The sequence below is a fragment of the Pantoea sp. SGAir0430 genome, assembly GCF_043549295.1.
On record NZ_CP039427.1, the window covers coordinates 752,878 to 770,273 of the forward strand.

The following is a 17,396-nucleotide window of genomic DNA, read 5'->3' on the forward strand; positions in this document are numbered from 1 at the left end:
CCTCAATTACCCGGATTAATCAGCCAGGTGCCCGGCTGGTTAATCGTCAGCATCTGGCTGCGCACCTGGCTGCCGTGATGCACTTCAATACGATAGCTGCCTGCCGCCAGATTCAGCGAGGCGAAACCGCTGCTGGCGGGTTTCACATCCTTCGCTTCGCCGTTCAGTACGATATTTTCCCCTGCCTGCAACTGCAGGTAAACCGTCGCCATGGTTGGTGCGCTGCTGGCGGGCGCGCTGCCCGCTGATGGGGTCGCCGCCGGGGCGCTGCTGGCCGCCACCGGCGGTGCGTCGCTCGGGCGATTGGCTTTCCACACTACGACCACCACGGCAAGCAACGCCACGGCAGCGGCGGCGAGCAGGGCAGGCGACAAACGGCGCACATTGCGCGGCGTCACCGGTTCAATCGCGGCGGCGGCATGATTAACCGCCATTACCTGCGGTTCCGGCACGGCCGCTACCGGCTCCGGCACGGGCTGGCTCTCCGCGGTCACCGGGAAGGTCGTCACCAGCGCTTCGACATCGCTCACCGGCAGATCGATCAGCCGGGCAAAAGCATCAATACTCTGTGGACGGTCTTCCGGCTTCATCGCCAGCGCGCAGTCGATCGCGTGCAGCAGCGGCAGCGAATACCCCTCAGGCTTGCGCTCCACCAGCGGCTGGTAGTTATCTTCAATGCAGCGCACCACGCTGACCGGCGGCGCGTGGCCGGTGATCAGCGTATGCAGCACCGCGCCCAGCGCGTAGATATCGGTCCAGGGTCCCTGTTCGACTTCTCCCTCTTCGCTGTACTGCTCAATCGGCGCGAAGCCCGGCTTGAGCATGATCTCGGTTTCATCCGACAGGTTGCCAATCTCTTTGCGCGCCGAGCCAAAGTCGAGCAGCACCGGCAGCTGATTTTCCTGAATCTGAATGTTATCGAGCGAAATATCACGATGCAGGTAACCGGCGGTGTGAATAGTGTTAATGGCACCAAACAGCGGCGGTAACAGACGGCGAATCCACGCTTCGTCAATGCTGTCCGGGCTGGTGAGCTGCCACTCTTTCAGCGTCATGCCGCTGTAGTAGAGCGTGCCCATGTAAGCCGTGCCGTTCTCTTCCCAGAAGCGCAGGACGTGCAGCAGACCGGGATGATTGAAGCGCGCCAGCAGCCGTGCCTCCTGAATAAAGCTGTTGCGTCCGGCATTAAACAGTTTCTGGAAGCGCTCGCCGCGCAGTTCCAGCGCCAGATCCGCACCGCGTACCGCCAGTGACACCGGCATGTACTCTTTGATGGCGATAGTGCGTTCCAGCTGATGATCCCAGGCGCGATAGACAATGCCAAAGCCGCCGCCGCCGATCACTTCCTTGATTTCAAACTCGTTAAACCGGTAGCCCGCAGGCAGGGCATTGGGGGTATGATTTTCGTTTGCCGACATAGTGAGCTCTCTGAACACGTCCTGTAGCGCCCCGTCACGCCGGTGACGGCGGGCAACAACCGCTAATTAATTAATGTTACGCCAGGCACCAATTGCCGGATCGGCCAGATCGGCGTGCAGGGTGTCAATCAGTAACACAGTCACTTTTTGCTGTGGCATAAACTGCGGCGACCAGATGCCGCGTAAGCTATCAACCCGCGATTTCACCGCTTCGCTATCCGTGCCGGTGTTTTTATCCATTTTAATCAGCAGCGTGCCGCTGAAGCGCCAGACGTGCTGCTGAGCATCAAACGGCAGCACCAGCCAGCTATCGCTGGCATCGGGCCGCGTGACAATCATGCGCTGTTTGTTCACCGCCACCACCTCCAGCGGCGTGCGGGTCAGCGTAAGATCGGCGATGGGATAACCCTGCAGGAAGGTTACCGTCTGGCTGCGCGTTTTGCCGTCACTCAGCAGCGTCATCGCCGCCGGACCTTCCAGCCAGCCCTCGGTTGAGCAATGCTGCTGCGGGTTCTCAGGAATAAACAGCGAACCGCCGTTTTCATCCCACCAGGTACGGAAATGGCAGCCGCCGGGCAGGGCGAAGTGCTGCAGCGGCGTGCTGTCGGCCGGACGCGATAAATCCAGCGGCGCCGCGGTATTGGCGCTGGCGCTGGCGGTCGCGTCGTTAAGGATGATCGGCCGCCAGTTCTGCAGTTTTGCTGCGCTGCCGTTAGCCAGCACGCTGCCCTCTTTGCTGGTCATCTGCCAGGGGATCTCATCCAGCAGGCCGCACTGGTTCGCCAGCAGCGTACCGACGCGCGGCAGGAAGCTGGTAAGAATGCTGGTGTCGCTGCTTTTGCCGGACACGATGCGCAGCGGCAGCGTCTCTTTACACCAGTCGTCGGGCGCATTACTGGCAACGTTATCGATATAGACTTCCAGCGACAGGCTGGGCGAGTAGACCACCCGGTAATCTTCCGCCTGAGCATTCAGGGCCAGTAACAGGGCGGCAACGCCCGGCAACCACAGTTTCATAATGATCCTTGCAATCAATAACGTGACGGCAGAAAACGTGCCGCATCAGCCTGGGAATAAAGCAGCGTCGCGTCCTGCGGTTCGCCAATCCAGATTGCCAGAGCGCTGAGATTGTCGCTTTTAACACTGCGGTTTACGGCCTGTTCCATCAATGCCAGCCACTCTTCGCAGGCGTTCACCATGCGCAGTGCCTGTTCCATTTCGTCGGTGGTGAGGTTGAGCCAGAAGCCGTCGGTACAGACCAGAAATGCGTCACCATCGGTCAGCTCAATCACCTCGCTGAAGGTGGCCGGTCGGGCCGGCTCAATACCCAGCGCATTATAAAGTAAATTACTGTTAATGCCGGTATTTTCATAGCCGGCTTCACGCAGCTGCTGCGCCAGACTGTGGTCACGCGTCACCTGATGCAGCACCCCGTGGCGGAAGTGATAAACCCGGCTATCACCAGCGTGCGCCCACCATGCGCGCTGCGTTGTGCGGTCAATAAACAGGGCGGCAAGGGTGGTGCTCATGCGCGAAAAATTCGGATTGTTCCCCTGGGCGCTGACCAGCGTTTGCTGACACTTTTCTATCGCCGCGCGTGTACTCTCCGGCGTGAACGTGTCGTTTTGCTGCAGCTGCGTCAGCAGGGTATCGCGCACCAGCTGGGCCGCATAATCGCCGCCGGGCAGACCGGCCACGCCGTCGCACACCAGAAAACAGGCTTTCTGTTCATCGACTTCGGCACCGGTGCGATCCTGGTTCTCGTCACGCATACCCTGCTGGCAGCGGCTGGCAAACTTCATCTTCATGCGTCTTCGGTCCGCGTCTGGGAATCTTTGTACTGATTCACTTCCATGTCGTAGGCATGCAGAAAGGCTTCACCAAACAGGGTGTGGAAGTCATCTTCAATCTCGCCCGCGGTGCGCTGATAGTGACGGAGAAAATAGTCCCACAGCGCCGCTTTGCGTCCGCCGCTGAACGGCATCTTAGGCAGCACGCCGTCTTTGCGCGCTTCCTCTTCCAGACGCTGCGGATTAAACGACTGCAGCATCGCGGCAATGATGGCGCGAATGCCGGCAATCATCCCCAGCTGATGCGCCTGTAAATCCACCAGCGCATCGCGCACCGCTGCTTCCGGTGGCATAAAGCCAGGCATCTGGCTCTGGTACATCTGCATCAGCACGGTTTTACCGGAAGGCAGAATTTTAAACGGGTTATTGGCTTCGTTAAGGATCATCGTCATGTCGGCTTTCACGCCGCGCTTGAGGATGGAGCGCGAAGAGAGCAGGGCAACCGTACCCTGCGAAAACAGGCTGAGCATACGGCCGGTGACGCGCATCTGCTCTTCGGTGATCGGCGTCTGGTGACCATTATTCAGGCCCATGCCTTCCAGCAGCGCGGCGATCAGTTTGTCCTGATCGGCGCCCGGCAGCACGGCTGGCATCACGGGCGCATCGCTTTGCGGATCGATCGCCAGGCGTGCGTCCGGGCGGCGTTCGTGACGCGGACTGTCGCTCTGCGGCAGGACTTCCGGTTCCGGCACGTTTTCGTCCTGCTGCATACCCAGCGGATCGGCGGCGCTGTCAGCAAAAAACGCCAGCGGATCATCCTGCGGTGCGTTCTGACACGCCGGGTCGCGCACTTCCAGGCCATATTCGCCAATCTGCAGCGTATCGCCGTGGCGCAGCCGCACCTGCGAGCCGCGCTGCAGCGCCACGCCGTTCAGCACCACTGAAGTGACGCTGCCCTGGTTGGTCAGGCGGCACTCGCCGTCTGGCGACAGGTGCACCAGCGCCTGCAGGCGCGAGATAGCGCGCGATTCGTCGGGCAGCACCAGGTCGTTATCCTGGCTGCGGCCGATAGTCCCGCCAGGCGGGCTAAACGCGACGGTTTTGGCGGGCACATCCGTATTGCACTGCACAATGGTAAATTGCATGAGTCATCCCGTTAACAAGGCAAGCGCACTGGCCTACTCAAACATCGGTGGATAGAGGCCATTACGTCCCGGCTGGGCACCCGCCGCCGGGTTAAACAATAACGAAAAAAGTTGCGCGGTGAGCGGGCCACTGTGTTTATGCGTGGCGTGGGCAAAGCCGTCACTGCGATTACTCCACCAGTAGCTAATGTGCTGTTGGGGATCAAAACGGTCGGCCACTTCACGCCAGCTCAGGGTGCAGGGCAAATCGTCAAAACCAATCACGTCCATGATGTCGCTGCGCTGCTTATCCGGCAGCAGCAGCGGAGCCAGCTGCTGAATCTGCGTCTCCAGCGCGTCCGGGCTGTGGCGATCGCGCACCGCCTGCCACAGCAGTGCGCCGAGTTCCTGATACCAGTCGCCGGAGATCGCCAGCTGTGAAGCATGCCACGCGCTGAGCGGAATGCTGTGCAGCGCCAGCAGCGGCCACGCACGGCCGACGCGATCGCATGAGGGCAGCAGACAGCCCAGCTGCACCTGCTGGCGCAGCGGCGATAGCGGCAGGACAAAATTCCATACCGGCGCGCGTAAAAACTGTTGCGTGCTGGCCTCTTCCTGCTGATGCCAGTGGATTAAGCCTTGTTGAAACCAGTGGCTCCACGGCGTCACCGTGGCTTCACTGAGCCGCTGGCGCAGAAAATCACCGGTGGCCGGTAATTTGCCATACCAGCCCGGCGCGGTGTAACTCGCCATGGTTACCTCACCATTACTCACTGTGTCCGGTCAATCGCTGCGATACGGTGTGTGGCGCAACCGCCAGCATACGGCCATTCTGACCGGCATTTTTCAGATTTTCCGCAAGCTTACGCATCATCAGCGCATTGTCGCGCGCATAAGGCGACGACTGAATCTGCTGATCGAGCAGCTGGCTCAGGTGCCAGTCAAGCTGCTGCAGATCGCGCGCGCTGACGTTGTCCGGCAGCGTGCGCTGCAGATTTTGCATCAGCCAGCCGCGCAGAAATTCGCCGTCATAGTTACGCGGCTGATACAACATCTGATAAGCGCGCAGCGCATTGCGGCTGTAGTCATTGTCGGTGCCGGGATCGTCACGCAGCAGGTTGGTAATTTGCTGGGCCACACGCGGCAGCAGTAAAGACTTAAGCGCATTTTGATAAAGCACCCATGCGGCATCGCTCACCTGGTTACCGCGATACAGTCCAGCGCGCATGGTAAGCGGTGGATTGTCGAGAGAAAAATGCGCCGACAGCGGCAGTTTCACCAGGTTATTTAAAAAGGGTAGCAGATCAAAAATATTATCGGCTGGCTGATGAATAACCTGCTGACTTTGCGCGGTAATCGGCCCGATGCGCGCCGCGACCTGATCGAGATAACGCTGATTCTGTACGTAGCTGGTGAGCCACAAACCGGAGAGCAGCACCAGCGCGCCGGTGAGCGCGCCGTAACCGATCCAGTGCAGCAGCCGGTTACGATACTCCCAGTGACGGTTGCTGCCGGCAAGGCCGCTTTCGCGGAACACCAGGTCGCTCAGCAGGTCGCGAATAAAGAAGCTCTGGCCTTTGGTACCCGGAATCGGATTGCTGCGGTTAACGCTGTCCCACGCGGCAAGGCTCGACTCGCCGGTGTGTGGCAGCTGTAGCTTACGGTTGAGTTCGCCCATGATGCGGTCAAACGGCAGGCCTTCCTGGGTACCGCTGGTGAAGAACAGGCCGCGCGCCGACCAGGCAATCTCATCCTGATGGCGGGAAAACACCACGTCGAGATATTCGTTGAGTAACGGACGCAGCGAACTGAACTCCTGCGGGAACAGGAAGCTGTCGGCGCGCTGGGTGAGATCGCGCTCACCGGCCATCACGTCGGCCAGCTGCTGCTGCAGACGCTGCTCCAGCTGCTGAAAGCGCTCGCTAAAGCTGCGGTGCCAGTCATCTTTATGCGGCTTGCCCGGTTCCCACGGGAAGGTGAAGCCCCAGATGGCATCGCGCTGCGGCTTACTCAGGTTGCCGTAAAAGCTCATAAATCCTTTCAGCAGGTCGGTTTTGGTGACCATCACATACACCGGGAAATGAATGCCGGTTTGCTGATGCAGCTCAACCATGCGGCTGCGCAGCGCGCTGGCCTGGGCGTGACGTGCCTCAGCGGAATCGGTCAGCAGGTCGGCCACGCTGATGGTCATGATCACGCCGTTGATCGGCTGGCGCGTGCGGTAGCGCTTTAGCAATTTAATGAAGTTATGCCACTCGGCGCCGTCGCGCGCGCGCTGGCTCTCCTGCAGTGCGTAACGGCCCGCGGTGTCGATTAAGACGGCGCTGTCGGTGAACCACCAGTCGCAGTGACGCGTGCCGCCGACGCCGCGTACCGCCTCTTTGCCGAGGCTGTCGGTTAACGGAAACTCCAGGCCAGCATTCAGCAGCGCGGTGGTTTTACCGGCACCGGGCGCGCCGATCATCACGTACCACGGCAACTGATACAGATAGTGACTCTGAAAACGCGCCAGCCAGCTTTTCTGATGCCGGCGACCAAACTGGGTGCGTTTCAGCCGCAGCGCCGCTTCGCTGAAGCGCTGGGTCAGCAGCGTCTCGGTCGCCTGGCGATCGGACGCTTCTTCGTGACTCATCTCCTGCAGGCGATTGAGCAGCTTGCTGTTAAACCAGCCGCGCCAGATGGCGGGAATAAACTGGAACAGCACCCAGCAGAAATAGAGCAGACCGACCGCCAGCTGGCGCGGGAATACCGGCTCCAGTGGACGGGTATCGCCCCAGCTCCACAGCGGACCGAGCATCCACAGCACGCAGCTCAGCGCCGTGACGCCAATCAGGCCCCACAGCAGGCGATGGGTTAACAGATGTTGGAGTGATGCGCGCATCACTGGCCTCCCTGATGGTTGCCGAGGGTTTCCGGTGCCGCAAACAGGGTGATCTCCACCCGGCGATTGCGGGCGCGGTTTTCATTGCTGTCATTGGGTAAGAGCGGATTGCTGTCGCCGCGTCCTTCGGCTTTAACGCTATGACCGTCCGCCAGCTGCGTATTCAGCAGTTGCGTAACGGCACGGGCGCGGGCGAAAGAGAATTCATAGCTGGAGGCGAACCGACCATCCACCGGACGATTATCGGTATAGACCGATACCAGCACCGTGCCTTTTACCGTCTTCATGGCGCTGGCTACGTGCGCCAGCAGCGCGCGGCCAACCTGGTTCACCACCGTACCGTCCAGCGCAAACAGCTTGTCCGCAGGGATGATCACTTTACTGCCAAAGGCACCGTCGCTCACTTCCAGCTGGCCTGCGGCAATCACGTCGTTAAGACGCTGATGCAGATCGAGCAGTGCCTGCGGTGAGGTGGGGCGGCGCCCCGGCATGATTTGCGGCAGCGGGGTTTGATAGATGGCGCGCAGCAGCGGTTCGGCTGCATTGCCCAGCCGCCAGTTGAGCCCGCTGTAGATCAAACAGGCAATCAGCGTAGCCAGCGTGACGCAGGCCCACAGTGGCACCATCGGTCGCGTCAGGGTGCTGACCAGCGGATGCACTTCCACCAGCGGCGCGCGCGGTGGTGCCGCCGGGCGGGTTTCCGCAATCAGCTGCGCCAGCCGTTTACGGATGCCTTCACACTGTGCGCGTCCGCTGTCGCTGCCGCGATAGCGCCCTTCGTAGCCCAGCAGCAGGCAGTAGTGAATCACTTCCAGCAGCCATAAATGCTGCTGCGGGCTTTGCGACACGCGTGACAGCAGCTGGAACACTTTTTCGCCGCCCCAGCTTTCGTTATGAAAGGTCACCAGCATGCCATTGCCGGACCAGACGCCGCGCGTGCCCCATGGGGTTTGCGCCGCCGCTTCGTCCAGCACGCTACACAGGCAGTAGCGTGCGCCGATGATCATCTCAAACGGCAAACCCGCCTGCTTGCAGCGTTGCTCGAACTGGCGGATCTCTTCAATCAGCAGCTGACGCAGGCCGGCGGGATCGTCGTGCGTCGCCGCCTGCCGTATACGCACGACGGCATTCAGAATCGGTGCTGCGGCATTCAGCAAAAGGTTATCGTTGCCCGCGACAATGCCATCGCGGGCAAGGGAGTCCTGAGTCATTAAATCTCGATTATCCTGGCAATAACGGAACGGTTAGCCCGCAAAGCAGCGGTGTGCTGCGGGCAATATGCGCCGGATTGCATCATCAGTCTAAGATCCAGGTCGCGGTATCATTGGTGCGGCATGCTTTACTGGCGCCGCCCACGACCACGCAGACCTGTTTAGTACGACGGGGACGCGGCCGGTCGCTGCGCAGCGTGGCATCATAGCGGCTGCTCTCCACGCCAGCTTTGGGGGGCACGTAGCCAATCAGCTGACCGCTGGGTTCTTCTGCAATCGCCAGCCAGTTGTGCTCGACGCGACCCAGCACCTCAAAGGTTTGGGCGTTATCCAGATAACGGACCACTTTGCCGCCGTAATCCGGCAGGGTCATCACAGAGGCGGCATACAGCGCGCGAAAGCTCTCATTCACCGGGGTAAATTCACCGGGTGCTGCCACTGCATGACGATGAACCAGTTTTACGCCGTTCACTTCGCTGGTGACCAGGGTGTCATCCGTCACGGGCGGTGGAGGCGCTTTACATCCCGCCAGCGTTAAAGCCGCCAGCAGCGTTAGCAAGAGACTCTTATTCACCATGATCCTCAAATTTTCATCAGTGTCGCTGCAGAGTTGTATCCGGCACGCACTCAGCGGGCGGGCAGATTATGCAGTGAGAAGGCCACTAAAAAACAGTCAAATTACAGAAAGATAGTGCTGACTTAAGTCTACCTAAGACTTTTGAGAATTCAAACCATTGCACCGCGGCAAATCCCGTGCTACCGGGCGAAAAAACGCCTTAACGGCACGCCGCGATAGTTCTGGCTGGGACGATAGATAAGCTGCATTAATTTATTTGCGTAAGCAAGCGCGGCTGGTGTGCGGCGCGACATTTGCCCCCTGATGGTGCTTAATGGAATTGGTAAATAAGATTTATCTATTTTTTCAGATAAAAAAAGATTGCGCGGCGAAACAATTTTATGATTTTCGGAATTTCCGGGCGCAGCCACGTCTTTAACCCAGCCAGTCCGGCACGGCTTTTGCTTGCTCCACCACTTAACCGTATTACGCAGCAAAGGTCGCGGAACCGTTCGCTGGTGATTGGCCCGCACCAGGTTAGCGCAGGTCCTGATTTCACTTATGGCTAAATAAACCCATCTTTTTCTCGCTTAATCCGCGCTTTAGACCCGAAGGGTTTTGGCATCCTATGCTCAGAATTCCTGCCAGCTGAGGTATGTCGTGGCTGAAGAGAGCAACGAGGACAAAACAGAATCGCCCACCCCCCACCGACTTGAGAAAGCACGGCAGGAGGGGCAGATTCCGCGTTCGCGCGAGCTGACTTCGGTACTGATGCTGCTGGCCGGGCTGCTGATCATCTGGCTGGGCGGCCACAATATGGCGCAACGGCTGGCCAGCATGGTGGCCACCGGCTTCCGCTTCGACCACGGCATGGTCAACGACGATAAAATTATCGTCTCGCACATCGGCAACCTGGTGATGCAGGCGGTGATCGCGCTGCTGCCGCTGATGGCCGGGCTGGTGATCGTTGCCATCGCCGCGCCGATGATTCTGGGCGGAATCAACATCAGCGGAAAATCCATCAAATTCGATTTCAAAAAGCTCAACCCGTTACCGGGCATTGCGCGCATGTTCTCCGGTCAGACGTGGGCGGAACTGGTGAAGGCGATCCTCAAAGCGGTGCTGGTGGCGCTGGTGGCTGGCTGGTATCTGTGGAGTCACTGGCAGGAGATGCTGCGCCTGATGAGCGAATCGCCTGTGAATGCGCTGCAGCATGGCCTGTCGATGACCGCCATCAGCTGCGCGCTGGTGATGCTGGGTCTGATCCCGATGGTTGGCTTTGATGTGTTCTGGCAGCTCTACAGCTACTTCAAAAAGCTGCGCATGACGCGCCAGGAAATTCGCGATGAACACAAGCAGAACGAAGGCGACCCGCACGTTAAAGGGCGTATCCGCCAGGCGATGCGTGCCGCCGCCCGCCGCCGCATGATGGCCGACGTACCGAAGGCGGACGTCATCGTGACTAACCCGACGCACTACTCGGTGGCGCTGCAGTATCAGGAAGGCAAGATGAGCGCGCCGAAAGTGATTGCCAAAGGCGCCGGTGACATTGCCCTGCGCATTCGTGAAATCGCAAAAGAGCACCGCGTACCGATTCTGGAAGCGCCGCCGCTGGCGCGTGCGCTCTATCGTCATACGGAAATTGGCCAGTTTATTCCCGGCGCGCTCTATGCCGCCGTGGCAGAAGTGCTGGCGTGGGTCTGGCAGCTGCGACGCTGGAAGCGTGAAGGCGGCCTGATTCCAAACAAACCAAAACATCTGCCGGTCCCGGCAGAGATGGACTTTGCAGGAGAGAACACCAACCATGGCTAATCTGGCCGAAAAGCTGCGTTTACCGGGCAATTTTAAAGACACGCAATGGCAGGTGCTGGCTGGTCCGGTGCTGATCATGCTGATTCTGTCAATGATGGTATTGCCGCTGCCGGCGTTCATCCTTGACCTGCTGTTTACCTTCAACATTGCGCTGTCCATCATGGTGCTGCTGGTGGCGATGTTCACCCAGCGCACGCTGGAATTCGCTGCCTTCCCGACCATTTTGCTGTTCTCAACGCTGCTGCGTCTGGCGCTGAACGTCGCCTCAACGCGTATCATCCTGCTGGAAGGGCATACGGGTGCTGATGCCGCCGGGCGTGTGGTTGAAGCCTTTGGTCACTTCCTCGTCGGCGGTAATTTCGCCATTGGTATCGTGGTATTCATCATCCTCGTGATCATCAACTTCATGGTCATCACCAAAGGTGCCGGACGTATCGCCGAAGTGGGCGCGCGTTTCGTGCTGGATGGTATGCCCGGCAAGCAGATGGCGATCGATGCCGATTTGAACGCCGGCCTGATTGGTGAAGACGAAGCCAAACGCCGGCGCACCGAGGTGACCCAGGAAGCGGACTTCTACGGCTCAATGGACGGTGCCAGTAAGTTTGTGCGCGGCGACGCCATCGCCGGCATCCTGATCATGGTGATCAACGTGATCGGCGGCCTGCTGGTGGGCGTGGTGCAGCACGGTATGGATCTCGGCCACGCCGGGGAAACCTATACGCTGCTGACCATCGGTGACGGCCTGGTGGCGCAGATCCCGGCGCTGGTGATCTCTACCGCTGCCGGTGTCATCGTTACCCGCGTCAGCACCGATCAGGACGTCGGCGAACAGATGGTGGGCCAGCTGTTTAACAATCCACGCGTGCTGATGCTGAGCGCCGGCGTGATTGGCCTGCTGGGCCTGGTGCCCGGCATGCCGAACTTTGTGTTCCTGCTGTTCACCGCGGCGCTGCTCGGCCTGGCCTGGTGGCTGCGCGGTCGCGAAATGCAGCCGAAGAAGCAAAGTGAAGCCTCCAGCGTGGTGAAAACGCAGGAGACGCCGGCCACGGTCGAAGCCTCGTGGACCGACGTCCAGCTGGAAGATTCGCTCGGTATGGAAGTGGGCTATCGCCTGATTCCGATGGTCGATCATCTGCAAAACGGCGAGCTGCTCGGGCGTATCCGCAGTATCCGTAAAAAGGTGGCGCAGGAGGTCGGCTTCCTGCCGCCGGTGGTGCACATTCGTGACAACATGGAGTTGCCGCCGGCGCGCTATCGCATCCTGATGAAGGGCGTGGAGATTGGCAGCGGCGATGCTTATCCGGGACGCTGGATGGCGATCAACCCGGGCACGGCGGCGGGCACGCTGCCGGGTGAAGCGACGGTTGACCCGGCGTTTGGCCTCGCGGCCATCTGGATCGACAGCGCGCTGAAAGAGCAGGCACAGATTCAGGGCTACACCGTAGTGGAAGCCAGTACCGTGGTGGCTACCCACCTTAATCACCTGATCGGCCAGTACGCCAGCGAGCTGTTTGGGCGTCAGGAAGCGCAGCAGCTGCTGGACCGCGTCACCCAGGAGATGCCAAAGCTGACGGAAGATCTGGTGCCGGGCGTGATTACCCTGACCACGCTGCACAAAGTGCTGCAAAATCTGCTGACCGAGCGCGTCTCGATCCGCGACATGCGCACCATTATCGAAACGCTGGCCGAACATGCGCCGGTGCAGAACGATCCGCAGGAACTGACCAGCGTGGTACGCGTCGCGCTGGGCCGCGCGATTACCCAGCAGTGGTTCCCGGGCAACGGCGAAGTGCAGGTGATTGGACTGGATGCCACACTGGAACGTCTTCTATTGCAGGCGCTGCAGGGTGGTGGCGGTCTGGAACCGGGTCTTGCCGATCGACTGCTGATGCAGGCGCAGGCCGCGCTGCAGCAGCAGGAGATGACCGGTGCGCCGCCGGTGCTGCTGGTTAACCATCCGCTGCGGGCGCTGCTGGCGCGCTTCCTGCGCCGCAACCTGCCGCAGCTGGTGGTGCTGTCCAATATGGAGCTGACCGATAACCGGCAGATCCGCATGACTGCTACCATAGGCGGCAAATAATGCGCGGCGTGACGCTCTCATGGCTGCTGGCAGCGCTGCTGGCGCTGCCGCTAACGGGCAAAGCCGCCAGCGGTGCGTGGCAGGCCAGCGCCAGCGGCCCGAGCCTTGGCGTGCGCGGCAACTGGCTGCTGTCGCCGGCGCTCAAAGCGCCCTCGGCGGCTCCAGGGACTATTTCGCTGGTGAACTGGCGCTACACGCTGAGCCGCCCGGCGCCATCTGGTCTGGTGGTGCGGCTGTGCGCCAGCCAGCGCTGCGTGGAGCTCGACGGCGCCAGCGGCAGCACACGCGGTCTCGCCAACGTGGCAGCCGATGAAACGCTGCATCTGGCTTTCGGCTTTCAGGGGCAGGGCGCGTTGCCGCCCGGCCTGCGGGTGGTGAGCAGTGAAGTGATGGTCAATTACCAATAGCAAATAGCCAATAGCCAATAAAAAACCCGCCGCAGCGGGTTTTTTTAAGCTTACATTCGCTCGACGGTTTTGATGCCCAGCGTATCCAGCCCCTGCTTCAGGGTTTTCGCCGTCAGCGCCGCCAGCTGCAGACGGCTATTGCGTACGTTTTCCTCTTCGGCGGAGAGAATCGGGCAGTGCTCATAGAAGCCCGAGAACAGACCGGCCAGATCGTACAGATAAGCACACATCACGTGCGGCGTGCCGTCGCGCGCGACCTGGGTGATGGTCTCTTCAAACTGCAGCAGACGGGTCGCCAGCAGCGCTTCGCGCTCGTCAGTCAGGATGATATCACCGTGCAGGCTGTCTGCCTCAATGCCCGCTTTACGGAATACCGAGAGCACACGCGTGTAGGCATACTGCATGTACGGCGCGGTGTTGCCTTCAAACGCCAGCATGTTGTCCCAGTCGAAGATGTAATCGGTGGTGCGGCTTTTCGACAGGTCGGCGTATTTCACCGCGCCAATGCCGACCACTTCCGCCAGCTCTTTCAGCTCTGCCGCGCTCATCTCCGGATTCTTCTCGCTGACCAGCGCATGGGCGCGCTCAACGGCTTCATCCAGCAGATCGGAGAGTTTGATGGTACCACCGCTGCGCGTCTTGAACGGACGGCCATCTTTGCCCAGCATCATGCCGAACGCATGGTGCTCCAGCGGCACTGACTCCGGCACGTAGCCCGCTTTGCGCACGATGGTCCACGCCTGCTGCAGATGCTGATGCTGGCGGGAATCGATGTAGTACAGCACGCGATCAGCATGCAGCGTTTCGTAGCGATATTTGGCGCAGGCGATATCGGTGGTGGTGTAGAGATAGCCGCCATCCTTCTTCTGGATGATCACGCCCATCGGTTCACCTTCCTTGTTTTTGAACTCATCAAGGAAGACCACGGTGGCGCCTTCGCTGGTCACTGCCAGCCCTTTTTCGCGCAGATCGGCGACGATGCCCGGCAGCATGTCGTTATACAGGCTTTCACCCATCACATCCTTACGCGTCAGGGTGACGTTAAGGCGGTCATACACCTGCTGGTTCTGACTCATGGTGATATCCACCAGCTTTTTCCACATGGCGCGGCAATATTCGTCGCCACCCTGCAGTTTCACCACGTAACCGCGGGCGCGCTCGGCGAAGGCTTCGTCTTCGTCATAGGTGCGTTTCGCTTCGCGGTAGAAGGCTTCCAGGTCGGCCAGCGCGATATCTTCATGATGCTCGTTCTGCTGCTTCTCCAGATAGGCGATCAGCATGCCAAACTGTGTGCCCCAGTCACCGACGTGGTTAGCGCGGATGACGTGATGACCGAGAAACTCCTGGGTGCGCACTGCGGCATCACCGATGATGGTGGATCGCACGTGACCGACGTGCATCTCTTTCGCCACGTTAGGCGCCGAGTAGTCAATCACGATAGTCTGAGGTGTCACTTCGCTGACGCCCAGGCGTGGCAGCTGTAGCGCCTGCGCGGCCTGCTGTGCCAGCCACTGGCGGTCGAGGAAGATGTTGATAAAGCCGGGACCGGCGATGTCGACTTTGCTGGCGATGCCAGCCAGATCCAGATGCTGAACTACCTGTTCAGCCAGCTGGCGCGGCACCTGACCGAGCTTTTTCGCCACGGCCATGATACCGTTCGCCTGGTAATCGCCGAACTGCACTTTTGCAGACTGACGAACCTGCGGTTCGCAATCGGCCGGTGCGCCTGCCGCCACCATCGCCTGACTGACTTTATCGGAAAGAAGAGCCTGAATATTCACCGCGTTACCTTCATATGCTGAAAAGGCCCGCCAGCTGAGGGCGAGCCGATGTCGTCATCCCGCGTGCGTGTCGGGACGGAAAAAATAAGAGGGGAAGTATACGTGAAATGTTGGGGTGCGTCAGCAATCGGTTATGGCTGCCGGTGGACGCAGGCCCGCGCGCCGGTTAACGGCGGCGCGGGTGGCGACGGGGATTTTTAACGCTTTTGTCTTCACGCACCTTCCAGTGGCGGGAAATTGCAAATCCCATCAAGGCTATCAGGACCGCGACAACAATGAGCATAGACATAGGGCCATTCCTTGTAGTTGTGAAACCCAAATTTATAAGAAAGGGTCAGCTACTGCAATTGATTGACGGGTAAATAAGAGTTATCTCATTGTATTAACTATTGTTAATAATAACAGTTGGTTAAGGCACTTTTATAAAGTAACGTGTGGACCTGATTACGCGATTAATCCGAAAGAGAGGGGCGATTTATGCGGTTTTTGAAGGTTTCTGGCGTGAAATCGGATGAATCCGAGCATTTTGTCAAGCGAAAGCTGCGGCAGCCCTGTTTTTTTATTGATTAAAAGATCTGAACTGAGTTTGAGGTATTTAACGTATGAATCTGGATTTTCCTTCAGAACTGAGTGACTTAAAACAAGACCTGTCCCGATTTGAACAGGCTTTGCAACACTTTGCGGCACGCCTCGGCCTTGACCTCACGCAGCATGAGGCGGACCACGTGGCGGTGCGCTGTCACCAGTTCGCCACGGCAGAACGCTGGAAAGCCGGGTTACTGCAAATCGGCGAGCAGTTTTCCGAAGCGATGATTAATGGACGGCCGATCTGCCTGTTTAAGCTGCATCAGCCGCTGCGCATCGCGGGCTGGCAGGTGGATGTGATCGAGCTGCCGTGGCCCGGTGAGAAGCTGTATCGCCATGAAGGCTGGGAGCATGTGGAAATTGTGTTGCGCGGCGAGCCGGAAACGCTGGGCATGCGTGCGATGGCGTTGCTGGCAGACGAGGCGCTGACGCAGCCGGGCATCGCGTTTAAAACCAGCACGCCGCAGGGCGAAAATGAACGTCTGCCCAATCCGACCTTAGCGGTGACGGACGGGCAAACTACCATCAAGTTTCATCCGTGGCGGCTGGAGGAGATCGTTGCCAGCGAACAGGCTTAGCGCCGTGCTGCCACCGCCTGCAGCAGGCGCGATACCGCCTGCTGCAGGGTGGCGTGCGTGCAGCCAAAGTTGAAGCGCACGAAGCGATCGTCGCCGAAATCACGGCCCGGCGAGAAACCGAGACCGTGTTTTTCGAAATACAGCGCCGGGCTGGCGACATCCAGCTGGCTGGCGTCAATCCAGCCGAGGTAGCTGGCCTCTGGCGCAACCATGCTGAGTTCCGGCAGCGCATTCACCTGCTGCACCAGCCAGTCGCGATTGGCGCGCAGGTAAGCCAGCTGGTCCGCCAGCCATGCATCACCGCCGCGCCATGCGGCTTCCGCCGCTACCAGCGCCAGAATATCCACGCCCGGTACGATGCCTTCACGCACCTGCTTAAAGCGTTTCCGCAGTTCGGGATGAGGGATAATGGCCATGGACGCACCCAGCCCGGCGATGTTGAAGGTTTTAGACGGCGAAATCAGGGTAATGCTGCGCTGGGCGGCGTCTTCGCTCAGCGAGGCAAACGGAATGTGCTGTACGCCAGGCGTCAACAGCAGGTCACAATGGATTTCATCGGAGCACACCAGCAAATCGTGGCGTTGGGCAAAGGCCAGCTGCGCCTCCAGTTCATCACGGCGGTAGACGGTGCCGCCCGGATTCTGCGGATTGCACAGCATGAGCAGGCGCTCGTTGCCCTGCATCTGGCTGTCATCCAGCTGCATCACCCAGCGTTCCTGCTGCAACTGCAATGGCAGATTGACCTGAGCGCGCTGCGCCAGCCGCGCCGCCGCGCGAAACGGCGGATAAATCGGCGTCGGTGCCACGGTGCTTTGCGACGACTCGGTAAATGCCCGGACCGATAAATTCAGTCCGCTCACCACGCCCGGCAGCAACACAATCCATTCCGGCTCAATCTGCCAGCCATAGCGCTGGGCTAAGCGGGAAATAGTGATATCAATCAAACCGTGCGGCGTCGCGCCGTAGCCGAAAACACCGTGGTCGGCACGCTGTTTAATGGCCTCAATGATGCACGGCGGCGAGCGAAAATCGGTGTCGGCAACCCACAAAGGCAGCACATCGCGATCACCATATTTGTGCCATTTCAAACTATCGCTGTGACGACGGTCTATCCCTTGATCAAAATCGAATGCCATAGTGCGCTTTCCACGTAAACTGTCTGAATGAGCAGAC

At 59.6% G+C, this 17,396-nt stretch carries 16 protein-coding genes; 4 read left to right on the forward strand and 12 right to left on the reverse strand.

Translation table 11 applies throughout. From position 1 onward, the window contains the following. Window positions 1-2: 2 nt before the first annotated feature. From E7738_RS03635 to E7738_RS03675, 9 genes are all read right to left on the reverse strand, one after another. Window positions 3-1,418 (reverse strand): serine/threonine protein kinase, encoded by a 1,416-nt coding sequence (locus E7738_RS03635; protein ID WP_058771211.1) that lies wholly within the window; start codon window positions 1,416-1,418, stop codon window positions 3-5. A gap of 66 nt (window positions 1,419-1,484) precedes the next feature. Beyond that, window positions 1,485-2,435 carry a hypothetical protein gene (locus E7738_RS03640; RefSeq protein ID WP_058757494.1) on the reverse strand — a complete coding sequence of 317 codons (951 nt, stop codon included), beginning with the start codon at window positions 2,433-2,435 and terminating at the stop codon, window positions 1,485-1,487. Window positions 2,436-2,449: 14 nt separating this feature from the next. Beyond that, on the reverse strand, window positions 2,450-3,226 hold the full coding sequence (locus E7738_RS03645; RefSeq protein ID WP_058757495.1) for a PP2C family protein-serine/threonine phosphatase: 777 nt from the start codon (window positions 3,224-3,226) through the stop codon (window positions 2,450-2,452). Next, window positions 3,223-4,353, reverse strand: a complete 1,131-nt coding sequence (tagH, locus tag E7738_RS03650; RefSeq protein ID WP_215787715.1) for a type VI secretion system-associated FHA domain protein TagH — start codon at window positions 4,351-4,353, stop codon at window positions 3,223-3,225. The genes E7738_RS03645 and tagH overlap by 4 nt, the downstream gene beginning before the upstream one ends. A 33-nt stretch (window positions 4,354-4,386) precedes the next feature. Beyond that, window positions 4,387-5,085 (reverse strand): type VI secretion system-associated protein TagF, encoded by a 699-nt coding sequence (tagF, locus tag E7738_RS03655; protein ID WP_058771215.1) that lies wholly within the window; start codon window positions 5,083-5,085, stop codon window positions 4,387-4,389. Between the two features lie 13 nt (window positions 5,086-5,098). Continuing rightward, window positions 5,099-7,213, reverse strand: a complete 2,115-nt coding sequence (gene tssM / locus E7738_RS03660; RefSeq protein WP_021509950.1) for a type VI secretion system membrane subunit TssM — start codon at window positions 7,211-7,213, stop codon at window positions 5,099-5,101. After that, window positions 7,213-8,424: a type IVB secretion system protein IcmH/DotU gene (gene icmH, locus E7738_RS03665; protein ID WP_394516111.1), complete on the reverse strand. Its 1,212-nt coding sequence runs from the start codon at window positions 8,422-8,424 to the stop codon at window positions 7,213-7,215. Before icmH ends, tssM begins: the two co-directional genes overlap by 1 nt. An 85-nt stretch (window positions 8,425-8,509) precedes the next feature. Then, complete coding sequence (locus tag E7738_RS03670) at window positions 8,510-9,001, reverse strand: SH3 domain-containing protein (RefSeq protein ID WP_394516112.1); 492 nt, start codon at window positions 8,999-9,001, stop codon at window positions 8,510-8,512. 179 nt (window positions 9,002-9,180) lie between these two features. Further along, a complete protein-coding gene (locus tag E7738_RS03675; RefSeq protein WP_150057867.1) occupies window positions 9,181-9,477 on the reverse strand; it encodes a hypothetical protein in 297 nt (98 codons plus the stop codon). A gap of 163 nt (window positions 9,478-9,640) precedes the next feature. On the opposite strand from E7738_RS03675, the gene flhB reads away from it, so the two are divergent. The 3 genes from flhB to E7738_RS03690 are packed head-to-tail and all read left to right on the forward strand — an operon-like array spanning window position 9,641 to window position 13,279. Next, the gene (flhB, locus tag E7738_RS03680; RefSeq protein WP_021509953.1) at window positions 9,641-10,792 is read left to right on the forward strand and encodes a flagellar biosynthesis protein FlhB; all 1,152 of its coding nucleotides are present in this window, start codon (window positions 9,641-9,643) and stop codon (window positions 10,790-10,792) included. Further along, on the forward strand, window positions 10,785-12,872 hold the full coding sequence (gene flhA, locus E7738_RS03685) for a flagellar biosynthesis protein FlhA (protein WP_021509954.1): 2,088 nt from the start codon (window positions 10,785-10,787) through the stop codon (window positions 12,870-12,872). Before flhB ends, flhA begins: the two co-directional genes overlap by 8 nt. After that, window positions 12,872-13,279 (forward strand): flagellar protein FlhE, encoded by a 408-nt coding sequence (locus E7738_RS03690; RefSeq protein WP_104188954.1) that lies wholly within the window; start codon window positions 12,872-12,874, stop codon window positions 13,277-13,279. Before flhA ends, E7738_RS03690 begins: the two co-directional genes overlap by 1 nt. 50 nt (window positions 13,280-13,329) lie before the next feature. Here E7738_RS03690 and argS read toward each other — a convergent pair whose 3' ends face one another. Together argS and E7738_RS03700 are read right to left on the reverse strand one after the other, a co-directional pair. Then, the gene (argS, locus tag E7738_RS03695) at window positions 13,330-15,060 is read right to left on the reverse strand and encodes an arginine--tRNA ligase (RefSeq protein ID WP_031280190.1); all 1,731 of its coding nucleotides are present in this window, start codon (window positions 15,058-15,060) and stop codon (window positions 13,330-13,332) included. A gap of 166 nt (window positions 15,061-15,226) precedes the next feature. Beyond that, complete coding sequence (locus E7738_RS03700; protein WP_007889544.1) at window positions 15,227-15,349, reverse strand: hypothetical protein; 123 nt, start codon at window positions 15,347-15,349, stop codon at window positions 15,227-15,229. Between the two features lie 313 nt (window positions 15,350-15,662). On the opposite strand from E7738_RS03700, the gene E7738_RS03705 reads away from it, so the two are divergent. Next, window positions 15,663-16,223, forward strand: a complete 561-nt coding sequence (locus E7738_RS03705; RefSeq protein ID WP_058757503.1) for a VOC family protein — start codon at window positions 15,663-15,665, stop codon at window positions 16,221-16,223. Here the strand turns inward: E7738_RS03705 and E7738_RS03710 are convergent. Beyond that, window positions 16,220-17,359, reverse strand: coding sequence for a MalY/PatB family protein (locus E7738_RS03710; protein ID WP_278708211.1), 1,140 nt, complete (start codon window positions 17,357-17,359; stop codon window positions 16,220-16,222). The two genes, E7738_RS03705 and E7738_RS03710, sit on opposite strands and share 4 nt — an antisense overlap. Between the last annotated feature and the right edge of the window lie 37 nt (window positions 17,360-17,396).

What these genes read in the sequence shown, in the direction of transcription:
- E7738_RS03635 (WP_058771211.1), bottom strand. Translation starts at nt 1,418, where the DNA reads ATGTCGGCAAACGAAAATCATACCCCCAATGCCCTGCCTGCGGGCTAC.
- E7738_RS03640 (WP_058757494.1), bottom strand. Translation starts at nt 2,435, where the DNA reads ATGAAACTGTGGTTGCCGGGCGTTGCCGCCCTGTTACTGGCCCTGAAT.
- E7738_RS03645 (WP_058757495.1), bottom strand. Translation starts at nt 3,226, where the DNA reads ATGAAGATGAAGTTTGCCAGCCGCTGCCAGCAGGGTATGCGTGACGAG.
- tagH (WP_215787715.1), bottom strand. Translation starts at nt 4,353, where the DNA reads ATGCAATTTACCATTGTGCAGTGCAATACGGATGTGCCCGCCAAAACC.
- tagF (WP_058771215.1), bottom strand. Translation starts at nt 5,085, where the DNA reads ATGGCGAGTTACACCGCGCCGGGCTGGTATGGCAAATTACCGGCCACC.
- tssM (WP_021509950.1), bottom strand. Translation starts at nt 7,213, where the DNA reads ATGCGCGCATCACTCCAACATCTGTTAACCCATCGCCTGCTGTGGGGC.
- icmH (WP_394516111.1), bottom strand. Translation starts at nt 8,424, where the DNA reads ATGACTCAGGACTCCCTTGCCCGCGATGGCATTGTCGCGGGCAACGAT.
- E7738_RS03670 (WP_394516112.1), bottom strand. Translation starts at nt 9,001, where the DNA reads ATGGTGAATAAGAGTCTCTTGCTAACGCTGCTGGCGGCTTTAACGCTG.
- flhA (WP_021509954.1), top strand. Translation starts at nt 10,785, where the DNA reads ATGGCTAATCTGGCCGAAAAGCTGCGTTTACCGGGCAATTTTAAAGAC.
- E7738_RS03690 (WP_104188954.1), top strand. Translation starts at nt 12,872, where the DNA reads ATGCGCGGCGTGACGCTCTCATGGCTGCTGGCAGCGCTGCTGGCGCTG.
- E7738_RS03700 (WP_007889544.1), bottom strand. Translation starts at nt 15,349, where the DNA reads ATGTCTATGCTCATTGTTGTCGCGGTCCTGATAGCCTTGATGGGATTT.
- E7738_RS03705 (WP_058757503.1), top strand. Translation starts at nt 15,663, where the DNA reads ATGAATCTGGATTTTCCTTCAGAACTGAGTGACTTAAAACAAGACCTG.
- E7738_RS03710 (WP_278708211.1), bottom strand. Translation starts at nt 17,359, where the DNA reads ATGGCATTCGATTTTGATCAAGGGATAGACCGTCGTCACAGCGATAGT.